12 protein-coding genes are annotated in these 16,638 nt (G+C 35.0%); 10 read left to right on the top strand and 2 right to left on the bottom strand.

Annotation, left to right across the window (positions count from 1 at the left end; all coding sequences use genetic code 11):
- Positions 1-273: 273 nt before the first annotated feature.
- The 9 genes from HNS38_RS17895 (at position 274) to HNS38_RS17855 (ending at position 11,315) form a co-directional block, all read left to right on the top strand.
- Complete coding sequence (locus HNS38_RS17895) at positions 274-1,428, top strand: metallophosphoesterase (RefSeq protein WP_172283039.1); 1,155 nt, start codon at positions 274-276, stop codon at positions 1,426-1,428.
- Positions 1,429-1,649: 221 nt separating this feature from the next.
- A complete protein-coding gene (locus HNS38_RS17890; RefSeq protein ID WP_172283037.1) occupies positions 1,650-2,501 on the top strand; it encodes a GNAT family N-acetyltransferase in 852 nt (283 codons plus the stop codon).
- A 141-nt stretch (positions 2,502-2,642) separates the two neighbouring features.
- A complete protein-coding gene (locus HNS38_RS17885) occupies positions 2,643-3,380 on the top strand; it encodes a hypothetical protein (protein ID WP_172346839.1) in 738 nt (245 codons plus the stop codon).
- A complete protein-coding gene (locus HNS38_RS17880) occupies positions 3,331-3,888 on the top strand; it encodes a hypothetical protein (protein ID WP_172346838.1) in 558 nt (185 codons plus the stop codon). The genes HNS38_RS17885 and HNS38_RS17880 overlap by 50 nt, the downstream gene beginning before the upstream one ends.
- Positions 3,889-3,900: 12 nt before the next feature.
- A complete protein-coding gene (locus tag HNS38_RS17875; protein ID WP_172283030.1) occupies positions 3,901-4,809 on the top strand; it encodes a hypothetical protein in 909 nt (302 codons plus the stop codon).
- A complete protein-coding gene (locus HNS38_RS17870) occupies positions 4,806-6,860 on the top strand; it encodes a TonB-dependent receptor (protein WP_172283028.1) in 2,055 nt (684 codons plus the stop codon). The genes HNS38_RS17875 and HNS38_RS17870 overlap by 4 nt, the downstream gene beginning before the upstream one ends.
- A 20-nt stretch (positions 6,861-6,880) precedes the next feature.
- Positions 6,881-7,741, top strand: coding sequence for a T9SS type A sorting domain-containing protein (locus HNS38_RS17865; RefSeq protein ID WP_172283026.1), 861 nt, complete (start codon positions 6,881-6,883; stop codon positions 7,739-7,741).
- A gap of 11 nt (positions 7,742-7,752) precedes the next feature.
- Positions 7,753-8,667 (top strand): hypothetical protein, encoded by a 915-nt coding sequence (locus HNS38_RS17860; RefSeq protein ID WP_172283024.1) that lies wholly within the window; start codon positions 7,753-7,755, stop codon positions 8,665-8,667.
- A gap of 308 nt (positions 8,668-8,975) precedes the next feature.
- Complete coding sequence (locus tag HNS38_RS17855; protein WP_172283021.1) at positions 8,976-11,315, top strand: TonB-dependent receptor; 2,340 nt, start codon at positions 8,976-8,978, stop codon at positions 11,313-11,315.
- Between the two features lie 31 nt (positions 11,316-11,346).
- On the opposite strand, the gene HNS38_RS17850 is transcribed toward HNS38_RS17855, so the two are convergent.
- The gene (locus HNS38_RS17850) at positions 11,347-13,791 is read right to left on the bottom strand and encodes a hypothetical protein (protein WP_172283019.1); all 2,445 of its coding nucleotides are present in this window, start codon (positions 13,789-13,791) and stop codon (positions 11,347-11,349) included.
- Between the two features lie 367 nt (positions 13,792-14,158).
- Positions 14,159-15,772, bottom strand: a complete 1,614-nt coding sequence (locus HNS38_RS17845; RefSeq protein ID WP_172283017.1) for a SulP family inorganic anion transporter — start codon at positions 15,770-15,772, stop codon at positions 14,159-14,161.
- Between the two features lie 231 nt (positions 15,773-16,003).
- On the opposite strand from HNS38_RS17845, the gene HNS38_RS17840 reads away from it, so the two are divergent.
- Entirely contained in the window at positions 16,004-16,579 is a 576-nt protein-coding gene (locus HNS38_RS17840; protein WP_172283014.1) for a TetR/AcrR family transcriptional regulator, read from the top strand.
- The last annotated feature ends 59 nt before the right edge of the window (positions 16,580-16,638 follow it).

The following is a 16,638-nucleotide window of genomic DNA, read 5'->3' as shown; positions in this document are numbered from 1 at the left end:
AATTAGTAGTGCCAAACTAAGGGTAATTTTGATAATGGTTTTCATATATGCTTTTTTAAATAATACATAAAGTATAAATCAAACAATACTAGCATACTGATTTGAGAAATACTTATATGATATAAAAACGAGATTACAAACCTATTTTATAATTATATATTTTAATACTTTTTTAACAAAAAAACTGAATAACAATTTATCATATAAAAAGGAGCACGCCATCACGTATTATCAAATAGTACTATATATATTTGCCAATTCAAAAATCATCACATGCGTCTAGCCATTTTCCTAATCACAGTAATTAGCCTTTTTACATTATTAGGCATATATCTATTTACCCGAATGGGACAAGCTTTTCCTGCTTCTATTATGGGTTTAAAAATCACTTTGGTGCTTTATATTTTTATTCTAATTTCATTTTTTCTAGGAAAGGTATTAGAACGAACTTCTATCAATATTTTAAGTGATGCCTTAATTAGAATTGGTGCTGTTTCAGCTGGATTCTTTGTATTTGGCATTTTCAGTATCCTTTTCTTCGACATCCTCAGAGGGGTAAATCATTTAATTCCATTTTATCCAGAGTTCATTACTGCCAACTACGCCAAATCAAAATTAATCATAGGATTAGGTACTTTGGGTTTCATTTCTATTATTATGCTGATTGGTTTTTTAAATACCATCAATCCGAAAGTAAAAACCTTAGAACTGGACATTCAAAAACCCAGCAGTAGCCTCAAAGAACTAAACATTGTAGCGGTGAGTGATATTCATTTGGGAACCATGGTGAATCACAAAAAAACCAAAAGATTAATTTCCATGATTAATGAACTGAAGCCAGATGTGGTTTTGATTGGGGGAGATATCATTGATGATAATATTAAAGTGGTTCAGCATGATGAATTGGTGGAGCATTTTAAAGAAATTAAATCGAAATATGGTGTTTATTCCTGCTTGGGAAACCATGAGTATATCAGTGGAGCACAAAAGGAATTGAACTATTTTGAAAAGAATGGAATAAAGATGCTCGTAGATACTGCCGTTACCATTGATGGGAAGTTTAATATCATTGGTCGTGATGATATCCAAGCTCAAGCATCTTCAGGCATTCCTAGAAAAAGCATTACTGAGCTTCAAAGCGAACTCAATATCTCACTCCCTACCCTCCTCCTCGATCATCAACCCTATAAACTGGAGGAGGCAAGTCAAACAGGAATCGATTTCCAATTTTCAGGACACACCCATAATGGACAATTCTGGCCATTAAATTATATCACAGGTATGATTTTTGAGCAAGATTGGGGCTACCTAAAAAAGAAAGATTCTCATTTTTATATCTCCTCTGGTTATGGTACTGCAGTTATTCCTATCCGATTGGGCAATGATTCTGAAATAGTGAATATCAAACTGAGGAATAGTTTGAAATAGTAAGGGAACATTATAAGCATCTATTTTTCAGTATCTAATTCCATTTATACTTGCACAAACATATTAACCTCATTTCTACTACAGCACAATCTTAGCAGAAAACTGGATATAGTTAAGGGTCTGCTGTAATAAGACGAGAATGAATTCATGTGAAGAAATGAATATAAACATATTTTCATACTGAATAATGATTACCTTTATCGTCCCAAAAAATTAACGTTATGACTACTATCAATTACCAAGTCAAAACGATATCTCGTTCCCAGCTAGATATGGTTATTGACTGGGCTACTCAAGAGGGATGGAATCCTGGACTACACGATATTGATGCCTATTATGCTGCTGACAAAAACGGATTTCTAATAGGATATTTAAATGGAGAAGCCATCGCCTCTATTTCCGTAATAAAATATGATGATACTTTTGGTTTCTTAGGATTTTACATGGTAAAACCTAAATATAGAGGCCAAGGATATGGATATAAAATTTGGCAAGCGGGAATGCAATACCTAAAAGGATGTAATATTGGCTTAGATGGAGTGGTAGAGCAACAAGAAAATTACAAAAAAACAGGTTTCAGATTGGCCTATAATAATATTAGATTTCAAGGTAAAGGAAGTGGGGAATCCATTGAGAATACAAGGATTACATCATTAAATCAAGTTACTTTAAAGCAGATTAAAAAATTCGAAAACCATTTTTTCCCAGTTCCTAGACCCAAGTTTATTGAGAAGTGGATCCAGATGCCAGCATCCTATGGATATGCCATTTTAGAGGATGGTGATATTAAAGCTTATGGCGTCATGAGAAAATGTAGAGAAGGCTATAAAATCGCGCCTCTATTTGCAGAAAAAGCCGAACAAGCCAATGAGTTATTCGAGATATTTAAAAGTCATGCTCAAACCAATGAGCATATTTACTTAGATGTTCCAGAAATCAATAATGAGGCACTATCACTTGCAAAGAGGTATCATATGACAGAAATATTTCAAACTGCCAGGATGTACACCGGAGAAATCCCAAAGCTTCCCATCGAAAAAATATTTGGCATCACCTCCTTTGAAATAGGTTAGATTTCACTCAAAAAAAATCTGGAAACCGAGTCCCATCTCTATCTCAGCAAATTAAATCTCAACACTATACTGATTCTAAATTGCTCGATTCGCATTATTTTCCCTATCGGTTTTTATATCTTTGCGCTTTAAACACAGCAAATGATTGAGTTATTAATTGGCATCGACGATACCGACAATAAGAATACAAGAGGAACTGGTTTTCGCTCTCGCCAGATGGCGGACTTGTTTTCTAAAGAAGGTTATGAAGTATTGGAGATTCTTCGCCATCAATTATTTGTTCATGATGATATCCCTTATACCTCCCAAAATAGCTCAGCAAGTATACATATCATTGCTGATGATATTGATAAAGTCATCAATTTATCACGAGACTTCCTCAATGAAATAGCTGCTGACGGTTCCGATGTTGGACTTTGTGTTTCCACATTCGAAAAGGTAAATCAAGAGATTATTGACTGGGGTAGAAATGCAAAGAAAACTGTCCTTACTAAAAAAGACGCTTTAGCTTTAGCAGCTAAACATCAAATTCATTTGGAAGGCCTCACCGGAACCCATGATGGGATTATTGGTTCTCTTGCAGCTATAGGTCTTAGGAAATGGGGAAACGATGGCCGCTGCATTTGGTTACAAGGACATGAAATTAGAGATATCAAAGGCGTTCATCAAATCTCCTCTTTAAAAAAAATGGTCAACATCGATGAAGTACAAACCACTGAAGGAATGGTCATTGATGATGAAGAATATTTAGACATAAACGAATGGTTCAGACCGGCGATGAAAAACAGCAAAATCATCACCTATGTTGAACCTACAAAAAATACAAGCAATGAGTGGAAAGTCGTATCAAAAGAATACATTAAGTCTATCTCTAACTAAGAGATACGCTACGGTTATAGAAATCTTACTCCTCATCTTAACAGGAGTTTTTATCACTACTTTGCGTGCTTATTTACGCATACCCTTAAATATCCCTGGACGTCATGGAATTGAAGTGATAGGTATATTAATGGCTGCAAGAATATTATCCGGTCAAAAATTTGCCAGTAGCATTACCATGTTGGCCAGTGGTTCTATGATGCTTTTACCTTTTATGGGCTTTAAAGACCCAACTATCCCATTTATGTATATGGGCATTGGATTTGCTCTTGATTTTGTTTGGGCTAAATTCGATCTCAAAACTAAGAATGCTTATATCGTTGCATTTTTCGGTGGTCTTTGCTATATGATGATTCCACTATTACGATTGGGGCTTCATTTTTCAGGACTTGTTTTCATCAGCTCCTTTGCAAAGCACGGTATAATTATTCCAATCCTTAGTCATTTTTTCTTTGGAGCTCTAGGTACATTAGTAGCCTTCGGCGCAATTAAAGCCCTTAAAAAATAAGCTATTACAAAAATGAAAGCTCAGTTTTCGCATATATTCCGAGTCGCATTTTTATGCATATCGTTTTTTGTATTCTTATATTCATGCAAAAAGGAGATTACAAACTATGCAAACCCTACTATTGAATTCATAATAGCAGATGGATTCATCAGTAGTGATACCAGCGCCAAGGTTGGGGATACTCTTTCAATAAGTGTTCTAGCACAATCATTCTCCGAATACCCAATCAACACTATCCGGTTTCAAAGAATTTCCCCCATCGACACCATTGTCATTGATACAGGTATGCATGTTCAATCAATTACCATGAACAAGAATATCATCAAAAGCGTGGCAGATTGGGAGATTTGGAATATCACGACTAGAGATAGAAACAGAAAACAATCAAATACCATCAGCATTAAAATTACCAAAGAAGAAAGCAGTTCCCATGGTGACATCACCCATGTCCTTCCTATTAGTCTAGGTTTCCAAGACAATAGTGAGTTTGAGAGTTTCTATTCATTAAGTCATCAAAGGATTTACAATAGGGAGGATGCTTTTTCCATACAAGAAGAAATTCATTTACTATCCTATTATGACAATGTAGATGAAGATGAACATACTATAGCCTCTCCTGGGGCTAATGTTCCTGAGACCATATTCGAAGGACAGTTTGCATTAGAAAATTGGGATACCAGAAATACAACTCGTTTTGCAGAACCCAGTATTACAATCGAAGACTTTGATTTATGTGAGAATGATAGTTTAATTTACGCCACCACCTTTGCTTTTGAAACGGGTAAAAGAAAAGCAAAAAACTTAAAAGCCAATGACATATACTCCTTCGTATCGGATAAGGGGAATTTTGGCTTGTTCAAGGTCATCTCCCAATCAGGAAATGAAACAGGAAGTGTTATTATTGAAATGAAGATGAAATGAGGAAATTAAGTTTACTATATAGCTTTCTATTTGTAAGTATTTTCTCTTTTGGGCAAATAGACAAGGACACCATCACTACCAAAGAGATTGTAGTTACAGCCAATCGCTATGAAAAGCAGATAGATGAAATTCCTGCAAAAATTGAACTGATCAAAAGCACAGATATTGACGAAATGCCGGTGAATAATCTGGATGACGTTTTTAATTCCATAAGTAATGTGAATGTAAATAGAAGTTGGGGACCATTTTCAAAAAACTCCAGTGTAACCATGCGAGGTTTAAGCTCTAGTGCTCGTACTCTTATCCTCTTAGATGGAGTTCCAATGAATGTTGCCGCTGGTGGCTCCGTAAATTGGCACATGATAGATCCTGATAATGTAGCAAGAATAGAAATCACAAAAGGACCCAACTCAGCCCTCTATGGAAATAATGCTATGGGTGGTGTGATTAATATCATCACCAAAAAAGCAACATCTCCTCTTTCTATCAACAGCAATACTTACGCTGGTTCTTTTGAAACCTTAGGACAACACCTCAGAGTTGCAGGAAGTAAAGTAAAAAATGAAAAAGGACTTTATTGGGGCCTGAATGGCTTTGGAAGAAAAGGCAATGGCTATTATTTTGAGAGTGAAGCCACCAGAGATTTCACGGATACCACCACTTTTATTTGGGAATATAATGCTGGTGGATACTTGGGTTATCAGTTTAATGCCAACCATAAATTAGAAGTGAGCGTTGATTATTACGATGATTTGAGAAATAGAGGAATCCAGGTATTTGAAGAAAATGGTAGTCACTATAAATTCACTAACTCGATAGTCAAAGCCAACTATTCAGGAAGAATAAAAGGATTCAGTATTAATGCTAATGCCTACAGAAAAAGACAAGATTACTTCTATCAAAAAGAAAAAATAAATACCAGCGGTGAATATAAACTTTCTGAAAGCTCCTCTATTGATATTGATGAGGGAATTTGGATAGGAATCAATAAAATGATTTCCGAAAAGAACTATCTCATTTTTGGTGCTGACATCAAACATGGCGACACCAAATATAAGGACATTTACTTTACTTCTTTTGATGAAGTTTATTATAATGGTAATTATAATTTCTTTGCCTTATTTGTTCAAGATGAACACGATTTAAACAAAAAATTCAAATTAGTTAGTGGACTTAGATTTGATTATGCCAACTTCTATGGTGGCGATTTTACCGTAAAAAACCCTTCTGCTGCTACCGCATATCCAAGAGATATTTATAATTCTTATCAATCACAAGCATGGAATGCAATGAGTTTTAAACTGGCTTTAAATTACAAGCAAAATGAAATTCTACGACATTATGTCTCGATAGCTTCTGGTTTCAATCCTCCTAAACTAGACGACTTATGCCGCTCTGGGAAAATTAGTAAAGGAATAAAGGTGGCCAATCCAGAATTGACTCCTGAGAAACTATATAATATTGAAATGGGAACTTTTATCACTTTAGATAAATTATCCATTGAACCTGCAGTTTATTATTCAAGAGGAATTGATTTCCACTATTTGGTCAGCCTTGGAGAAGATATTGATTTGGGTGGCGAAGTATTACCTCTATTACAAAAGCAAAACATATCTGACGTAGAAATTATTGGAGCTGAAATCAATGTTAAATACCAAATTCTCAAAAACCTAAGACTCTCCACCAACTACTCCTACAACTATACAACCATTATCAAATATAATTCGACAGAAGGTGTTGATCTTACTGGGAAATATGCTGTTGAGGTACCTCCTCATCAATTCTATGCTGGTCTGTTCTATCAATTCAAAAACCTAAACACCTCACTATCCTATAGATATATTGACGAGCAATGGATAGACGATGCGAATACGCTAAAGGTAGATGGATATTCCATTTTCGATTTTAAATTGAGTTATACCTTAAAAACACATTTTCAACTATATATAGATGTACAGAACATGTTCGACGTGGAATTTGTAGACAGAAAAGGCTACCCATCTCCAGGAAGATATGTTCTCTTCGGATTAAAAATTAACTATAATAAATAATCATTCAAAAAAAAAGTTTTATGAAAAAATTCTACTTCTTAATTTTAGTATTCATTGCAGGTTTTAACCTCAATGCACAAGTTTTAATCTCAGGATTTGAGTTTCCTGGTGGAGTTGAAGAGCCATTCAATGCCAACCTAGGCTTAGAAAACAACTTATCTTATGATATCCGTATGGAAGATACAGATGGCGCTGGTGAGTATTCTCTTTATTTGAAAAAAGGTGTAGGTGGTGATAGTGACTCTGCTGCTACTTGCGCAGGTTGGGATAATGCTGCCAATTACAAAATGTTATCTATCAAAGTAAAAGGAAGCGAATATGGTCACTTTACTGTTTCTTCTCAAATGCGTTCTACTAATAACGATCCTGGTCCAGCAGACTGGAAAGTAATGTGGAGACATAGTGGTGGTGAATGGGCTGATATTCCTGGTTCTGAATTTACTATTGCCAACGATTGGACAACAGGTCAATTGGTTGATATCGCAATCCCAGAAGCTGCTAACAATCCAGAAAGCTCTTTATATATTGCTTGGGTTCCTACTTCAAACCTTGATATGAATGGTGATGAAGTTACTGCTGCAGGTACTGTAAAGATAGACAATATCATGATTTATGGTTCTGACAATACAGGACTTTCTGAATTACATTTAGAAAACAATACTAAATGTTTCCCTAACCCAGCTACTAGCAATGCAAGTATTGCTGTTGATGTAGATGCTATATCTATTTCAACATTCGATCCTTCTGGAAGAATGGTATGGGAAAATAATACTCCTCAGCAGTTGAATACTATGAATGTATCTAATCTTTCTGAAGGCGTTTATATGATTCGTGTTCAGTATCCAAACTATATGGTTACTCGCAAGTTAATCGTAAAATAGGGGCATAAAATATGAAACTTTACAATTTGGCGCTTATCATTCTACTACTATCCACGCTTTTAGCATGTGATAAAAATGAGGATGCTAAGCCGCCAAATGTTTCACTTTCTCAAAGCGAAGCATATACACAGGAGAATGAGATTGTTAGTATAGGCGATCCCATCAAATTAAGAATTATTGCAAATTCTGAAGAGCCCATCACCAATATCGTGATTAGTTATACGGCCGATAATGAGGAATATGTTAAAATAGACTCCGGATTATATTCCACATCAATAGATTTCACAAGAACATTTTGGCAAGAAACGAAATTAAATGCTGTTTGGGAAATTCAGGTGATGAACAAAGAGCGTCAAACTGCAGTAAGCACTCTCGCCATTTCAGGCGACCCCAATTCCACCTATGGTGCCATCAATGAATATAATAACCTAAGCATTGGTATGCAAAATAGCAGCACCACTAACCCTTGGTTCGATGCTCAACTAGCTTATAGCTATCCAAGTGATTCTGGTATTATTGTTCAGAACGAAGTTGATTTCATTGCTTATTTTAAATATTCTGTTGACAATAATACAAACCGCCCTTCACCTACCTTCTCGTCTCCGGGTGAAGATGGCAATGGTTTAGGAGAATTATATGAAGAGTATTACCCTGAATTATTAAACTGGGATACCCGCAACTATACAGCTTGGGATATTAGAGCCACTAATGGCATCAATCTTCAAAACTTTAATCAATGCCACGACGATAGTCTACTTATTCATTCCTTTGATGATACTTGGGGAAAGAAGAAGTATAAATGGCTTGAAGCGGGCTTATTCATTCCTTTCCAAACTGGAAGCGGAAAACATGGGATTGTAGAAATCATATCTGCTGATACCATGGCCGAAGGAAAAATCACCTTTAATATGAAAATTCAGAAATAGCTAGTGTCTGCAAGAAAAATCCGATAAATCGTTATTTCATTTCTTGGAGTTTTCTTATCTGCTAATAAAGACATAAGACCAGCTTGTTATTCACAAACAGCTGACGCGGAAAGTTCTGCTGAATAAAACCTCAGTATGTTTTCCGTACGAATATAATGGTAAAAGAAAGTGTTTTGTACGCACCAAATCCGCACTAGCTTTGTATAAAATGATTGCACAAACAAAAGTATGAGTTCGCCCAATTAAAGACAGATATTATACTTGCTTTTAATTGTTATTACTGAATTTTTTCTAAATCCAACGAGTATATGAGAAAGCTATCTCTATTATTTTCTCTAGTTTTAATATTTTCCAGTGCTCATTTTTCACTAGCACAAAACACCCTACAAGGTGTTATTCTAGATGCACAAAATGGTTCTTTTCTATCTGGCGCTAATGTGAGCATCAAGCAACAGGGTTGTATCTCTGATGAGGATGGAAAATTTGAGCTAAACCTAGACCAAGGAAATTACACCTTGGAAGTTTCATTTTTAGGCTACAAAAAATACAAGAAAAAAATATCTATTTCAAAAGGGGATAATAGTGTTGAGATACAACTCAAGAAATCTATTTTCACTGTAGAAACCATAGAAGTCTCTGCTAAAGGATTTCAGTCCGACGAGATGCTTTCTTCCGCTCGTATTCAAAAGATCAACAGAGAGGAGATAAGAAGCCTTCCCGCTCAAAAACTAGAAGGCGTCTTACAATATACCTCAGGTGTAGACGTGGATAATACTCTGGGAATGTTTAGCGATAAAGCCGTAGTTTCCATGCGAGGAATGGGTGGGGACAATCAAGGTAGAATGCTGGTGATGATAGATGGTGTTCCCATTAATAAATCGGATGGTGGTTCGGTAAACTGGAATGCCATTAATATTAATAATATCAACGAAATCCGAATCGTTCAAGGAGCCGCATCCACCCTTTATGGTGCCAATGCTATGGGTGGAGTCATTGATTTACGCACATCTATTCCCAAGCAAAAAACCACAGCTGGCGCCAATATAAAATACGGAACCTATAATACCCTCCTCGCTGATGCTCATTTGGGCAAAAGCAATGTGGATAGTATAGACCAAGGAACTTTCTGGGATTTGGCTTTACATGGAGGCACCAGTGATGGCTATATCACCGAAAGCGAAGAATTTCTTGAATATGGCGAAGACACCCTATTACGTCCTTCCTATTTTGATGAAATATCGGGGGAGGCTAAAATTGGACATTCATTCTCCGGTTCCGAACAATTGGTGTTTTCAGTAAAAGGATATGCCGATAAACGAGGTAAAGGCTGGCAAGTCTTTGATGATGACGGGACTTATTCGAGTCGACGAGATTTGAATACCCGATTAAGATATAATGGTAAAATTAGTAAGTCTCTTTATTGGGAAACAGCAGCTTTTGGCCAATTTGAAAACTATATCAAACAGAACGAATATATCAATAGCGATAATGATTTCAGCATGTATGAGGTTGATTCTAAAAGGCTTGACGCAGGAAGTATTACCAAATTTCATTTCCAAAAAGGCATACATCTTTTTCAAGCCGGTGTTGATTTTCGATATGGCTCCGTATTGGCCTCTGACAATTATTTCACCTCCACCGATAGTATAGTCAATGAAGGGAATATTGCTATTGGCGCACTTTACCTTCAAGATGAAATGAATTTCCTTGATGATAGGCTTTTACTTACATTGGGCCTACGATATGATTATGCCGAATTTTTCGATGGCAACTATTCTGTTTATTATCCCAGTAAAAAAATTAATTATTTACTCCATTTCCAAGACACACTCATGCCAAATTCACATTGGCAGGCCATAAGCCCACGTATTTCATTATTGTATACCAACAAAGAAAACATGCGATATTATGCCAGTTTTTCATCTGGTTTCAGGCCTCCCACCCTTGATGACATGTGCCGCTCACAAAGCTCCGGAAACTACTTTAGACGTGCCAATCCATATCTTAAAAATGAGAATATAAATAATATGGAAATTGGAGGTGATATAGTCTTAGCAAAAAATATTCGCCTTTCAGCCTCTATCTATTATTCCATAGGAAAGGACTTTATGTATCAAGTGAGCACAGGCGATTCTGTAGATATAGGTTATAAAATCATTCCGGTATATAAGATGGATAATATTAGTCAGATGCAAGCCTACGGAGGTGAAACTTCTTTAAATATTGACTTATGGAAAGGGGCTCGTTTTTTCGCTAATTACGCCTATAGCCATTCTACCATTACTAAATATGAAATTAATGATTCTGAAGTAGATTACGATTTAACAGACAAATTCCTTGCCAATGTCCCCATGCATAATGCCTCTGGAGGAATATCTTGGGAAAATCCGATTGTGAACTTCAACCTCCTCTGGAAATATAAAGGAGAACGCTATATTAACGATCATAATTCCACTGATATTAGATATTTCAACTCTGTAACCTATCCATCTTATCAAACTTTAAACATAAGATTATGGAAAGCACTACCCTATAATTTCAGAGTGGCCCTCAATGTGGAAAACATTAGCAATACCATATATTTAGATAGTCAAGGTAGACGCTGCCCAGGGCGAATGTTTTTTGTGGAGTTGAGTTGGGTTCTATAGCATTCTTTTCATATTTCAACAAAACTTAGGTTCATACCTCATTATAATTAATCCAACAGACAGAATAATATTGTTCACCGGGAACATAACTGAGCACCTTGCATTTTAATATTTGCCCATCATTTAGTTTGGCCAAAGCAAATTTAACTTTAAAAGAATCCTCACCATATATTTTTTTAGAACGGTTAAATACAGCCAGAAACTCATTATCAATATAACCCTTTACCTTTGCACCTTTTCTCTCCACCCTTACGCCTACAATGGTTCCAATTTTGCTTTTCTCTAACATCTGATCCTCATCGCATTTCGAGCCCTTCTTTCCAAATACCAACTTATTTGAAAATATGTTTTTTCCCCAATAAACAATACTAAAAACATCTCCCCGGTTCATTGATTTAATGCTCTTATCATTATAATGATAGTTGGGAACACAACATATTAAAGAACCATATTGCCATTTAAAATGAATTCCTAAATCAAAAACAACACATTTGTTTTGTTTTTCTAATATTATCGCTTGATATGATTTTCCTACAGCTAATTTACTTTCCAGAGCATCCTTACTCAATAATTCCAATTGACATTTATTTATTTCATTGCCTTCAGAAATTGCAAAAAAGCAACCATTAATTGAATTAAGAAACGCTCTCCAGTAATTCGGTTTCTCATACTGCCACGGCATATTATCAATATTAAAAAACACTTCTTGCTCTTCAATATTCCCAACCAAGCTGTTATTATTATACTTTGATAAACGAATTTTCAATCTACTATCAGTATATTTTTCATGTATCGCTTCTTCCTCTAATCTTAACTCCTCGTTCAAAATCAATTCATCCTCGCTAAAAAGCATATTGTTTTTATAATAAATTGACACCCTATTCCCCGGACAAAAACTCAACCATTTTTTAGCATTCAAATTATTTTTTTTCCATTCATTTAAAAGTGACCCAAACTCCCAATCAAAATGAATCCCTAATTCCAACACCATTTTTTTGTCGGATTTTTCTAAAACAATTGCATCAATAAACCCTTCTTCAACATCAATTTCTTCTTGTAGTTGCAAAGCCTTCAAATACATAAGGATCTGCTGGCTATCCAAAGCAACTATACTTGCTTTAAAGAAATAATCTTGCAAATAAGGAAGTAGTATTTTCCAATAATTATTTTTAGAATAATTCCATGGAAGATGATCATAAATGAGCAATGCATAAATACCCATGCATTCTACATAAAACCCATTTTCTACTTGAAATACAAAAATGAATTCTACAATTTCAGATTGCATATATGCAAGGCTAATTGCTTTTTTAATTCGTTCTAGACTAGGTATCTTTCTTGAAACAAGCTTTTCGGCACTTGAAAACACTACAGCACTTTGCGCTTTTGTTTTTGTAATTATTGGACTCCCCTCACCATCCTTTCCCCAATAAAAAACATGAATAATATCACCTTCACATATTCGTGATGACAATTCTTTATGTATAAACATATTTTTCAACTTTGCCGAGAAGGAGCCATAATTCCACGAAAAATGAAATCCCAAATCAAGTAAAACGAAATTAGAAAAGGTCGCCAATACAATAGAGCTATATCTCTGCCCCTTTAATAATGGAGGTGGTTCAAATTGGTCAATTTCGGCATTAATTTTAAGACTAAGAATGTGAGTATTTAATTTAAAAATGGTTCCCTTGAGTTTTATTCCTAGAAGTGAGTTTTTTATAACTATCCAATATCCTTGGTTTTTATATTTCCAAGGCATATGAAAAAATGAAACGAAAGCAAATAATCCAACCATTTCACAATAAAAACCTTTTTCATGAAATCCTATTATTCTGAAGTTCAATACTTCATTACTCTTCAATGCCATTTTTGCAATAGCTAGTTTATTTTTTAAAAAATTAGGTTGCCTATTTGTCGATAAATTTAATAGAATTTCGAAATCTGAATTTTCTGAACTAAATATACTTGCGCCTTCATTCTCATTTCCTTTATAAATCAGACTTAATATGTTTCCAGCTTCTATTTCTTCGTATTCTTTTTCACTAAAACTAGCTCTATGAACTTCCCCTAATATAGATCCATATTTCCAACTGAAGGCAAAACCAACTTCTAAAATAAGATATGATTTGTTCTTTTTAAGTACTAAAGTTCTGTATTTTTCCCCTCTTACTAATAAATGCCTAGAAAATTGACTTTCTTGAGCTATCAAACTATATTTAAAATCATCATTTAATACTTTAACTAATGCTAAAAAATAAAGTCCTACAAGATGCTCTCCCACAATATTCCAGTAAGAATAATTATGATAACGCCAAGGCATATCATGAAAGCTAATAAATCCAAACAAACCAATTGTTCTAACCTTAAAACCATGTTGATGGCAGGACAAAATTTGAAATCTAACCACTGTTTTGTTCAAAAATGCCTTTGTTATTTTCGATTTTAAATCGTAAAGAATAGTATTTGGAATCATGATAAATGCTTAAACAATCAAAGATATAACTTTTTTCAATCCCACATCAAAAGTATAAGTTATAACTCGAATTATCATTATACATCACCTCTGTTTTCATTACCCGTATTAACCTTCAATGAAAGCATCATTTTTTATAAAACCTTAAACATGAGATTATGGAAAGCACTACCCTATAATTGCAGAGTGGCCCTCTATGTGGAAAACATTAGCAATACCATATATTTAGATAGTCGAGGCAGGCGATGCCCAGGGCGAATGGTTTTTTTGTGGAATTGAGTTGGGGGATCTAAAACCGCCAACCAACATCCAGTCTTTTCATCCGGCATTAGATATCCAGCATACAATATCGGTCGTCTTCCCACTTTTAAACTTCAGCATCCAACATATCAGTCACCACATAATAACGTGGGTCATCAATAGACTTCTCAATCAAACCAGCCATTTCAGGGTTAGCTTTTACAATAAGCTTTTGACATTCGGGACTCAGGTGAGTTAAGGTAACTTGTTTGCCACTAGCGATATATTTATTAGTCAAGTTAAGCAAAGCTTCTATTCCACTATGGTCGCTCACTTTTGACTCAATAAAATCTAGCTCAATCTTCTCAGGGTCTCCTTTTATATCAAATTTGGTATTGAATGTTTGAACAGATCCAAAGAATAATGGTCCCCAGATTTCATAAACCTTAGTACCATCCTCTTTCATTCTTTTTCTGGCTCTAATCATCGTTGCATTTTTCCATGAAAACACGACTGCCGAAATAATAACACCTGAAATCACTGCAATAGCTAAATCTTGCCAAACCGTAATCGCTGAAACAACCACTAAAACTAAAGCATCTGATTTAGGAATCTTATGCATAATTCTAAAACTACTCCAGGCAAAAGTACCAATCACTACCATAAACATAACACCTACTAAAGCAGCGATAGGAATACTCTCAATATAAGTGGAAGCAAATAGAATAAATACCAATAATGATAATGAAGCAAATACACCAGACAATCGACCTCGTCCTCCAGAGTTCACATTAATTACAGATTGACCAATCATAGCACAACCACCCATACCACCAAATAAACCATTAATGAAGTTGGCTCCACCTTGAGCTACTGCCTCACGGTTTCCACTACCTCTAGTCTCTGTTAACTCGTCCACCAAATTCAAAGTCATTAAACTCTCTATTAAACCTACAGCCGCTAATAAAAATGCGGTAGAGAATACCAATCCCCAATGACCAGAAATGGTATCGAATAAACTAAAAATCTGAATTTGAAAAGTTGGAAGAGAACCTTGAATACCATTCCCTCCTCCATCGGCTATAAAAGAGCCTACAGTACTAACATCTAAACCACCTAAGTTTGTGATGGTTGCAATGACCAAAATCGCAACTAAAGACGCCGGAATCTTTTTAGTCAGTTTTGGTAGAAACTGTATAATTCCCATGGTGAGAGCAATGAGGCCCAACATAATCCAAAGTTGTGATCCTTGCATCCATTCTTGAACACCACCCACATTGGTTTTGAATAAGCTTAATTGAGAAAGAAATATCACAATGGCTAATCCATTCACAAAACCAAGCATTACGGGATGTGGAATTAATCGAACGAACTTACCCAATTTAAAGAAACCGGCTAACATTTGTATCACACCAACAAATAATAAGGTGATGAATAACCACTGTAAACCTAAATTCTCAATAGGACTCTCTAAAGTTAAACCCACTTGATTTCCTTGCTGAATCAAATGAACCATTACAATCGCCATCGCTCCTGTTGCTCCAGAAATCATACCAGGCCTTCCTCCAAATAATGCGGTAATAATTCCCATCATAAAGGCACCATATAAACCGACCAATGGATCTATACCTGCTACAAAAGAAAAAGCTACTGCTTCTGGCACCAAGGCCAATGCCACGGTAAAACCAGATAAAATATCGTTTTTGGGATTCTTGGTAAAGTTTCTAATGAGTTGTTTCATAAGCAATTTAAATCTCTTGGTTCAAAGGTTCTTTAATGGTTCAAAAAGTCGGCAAAGGTAATTTTTCAATGCTTACAAAAAACATTTAATTTTTTTTTAAGATCTTTTTAGCATCAGAAAACCTTATTTGGCTTGGCTTTCCATATGGCTTTACTGATTTCTAAAAACATAGATTGTTTTTAAATTAACAATAAAATTCTAAAATGAATATATATTTATTATATTTGCAGCATGAGAGTAAAAGATTTTTCAAAAATAGACTTGGTTTTTAAATCTACCCTGAAATTGATCAAGAGTCAAGGGATAGCTGGAATCACTATGTCAAAGATAGCGAAAGAATCTTCACTAGCTACGGGAACCCTTTATATTTACTTTAAAAACAAAGAAGAGCTGATCAATGCCTTATACCATAAAATAGAGAAGGATGCATCAGCACGATTTGTTCAGGGATATCATCCTGATTTAGCATTCAAGCAATGCTTAAAAACAGTTTGGGTTAATTATCTGAAGCACAGAATAGAGTTTCATGAAGAAAGTATCTTTATGGAACAATATTATTACTCTTCTTATATCACTATAGCCCAAAAACAATTGGCTGAAGAGATGAAGCAGCCAGTTTACAACATCATCAACAGAGGAAAAGAGGAAGGTTTTATATCCAATAAAATAGAAACTGAAATGCTCTTCTCTGCAATGATTGGCTTTATTCGTGAATTGGCCGATGAGCATATCGAGAATCGCTTCCTAATGATTAAGAATAGGATAAATCAAGCTTTTGAATTAAGCTGGAAAATGATAACAAACTAAATTTTTTTATAGGGTTACCCATTTAGTTCACAAATAGTTGTATATGAGTATATTATTTT

This window comes from Lentimicrobium sp. L6, assembly GCF_013166655.1.
Taxonomy (GTDB): domain Bacteria; phylum Bacteroidota; class Bacteroidia; order Bacteroidales; family UBA12170; genus UBA12170.
Note: the sequence above shows the minus strand (reverse complement) of the source record. Positions and strands in the feature narration are given on the sequence as shown.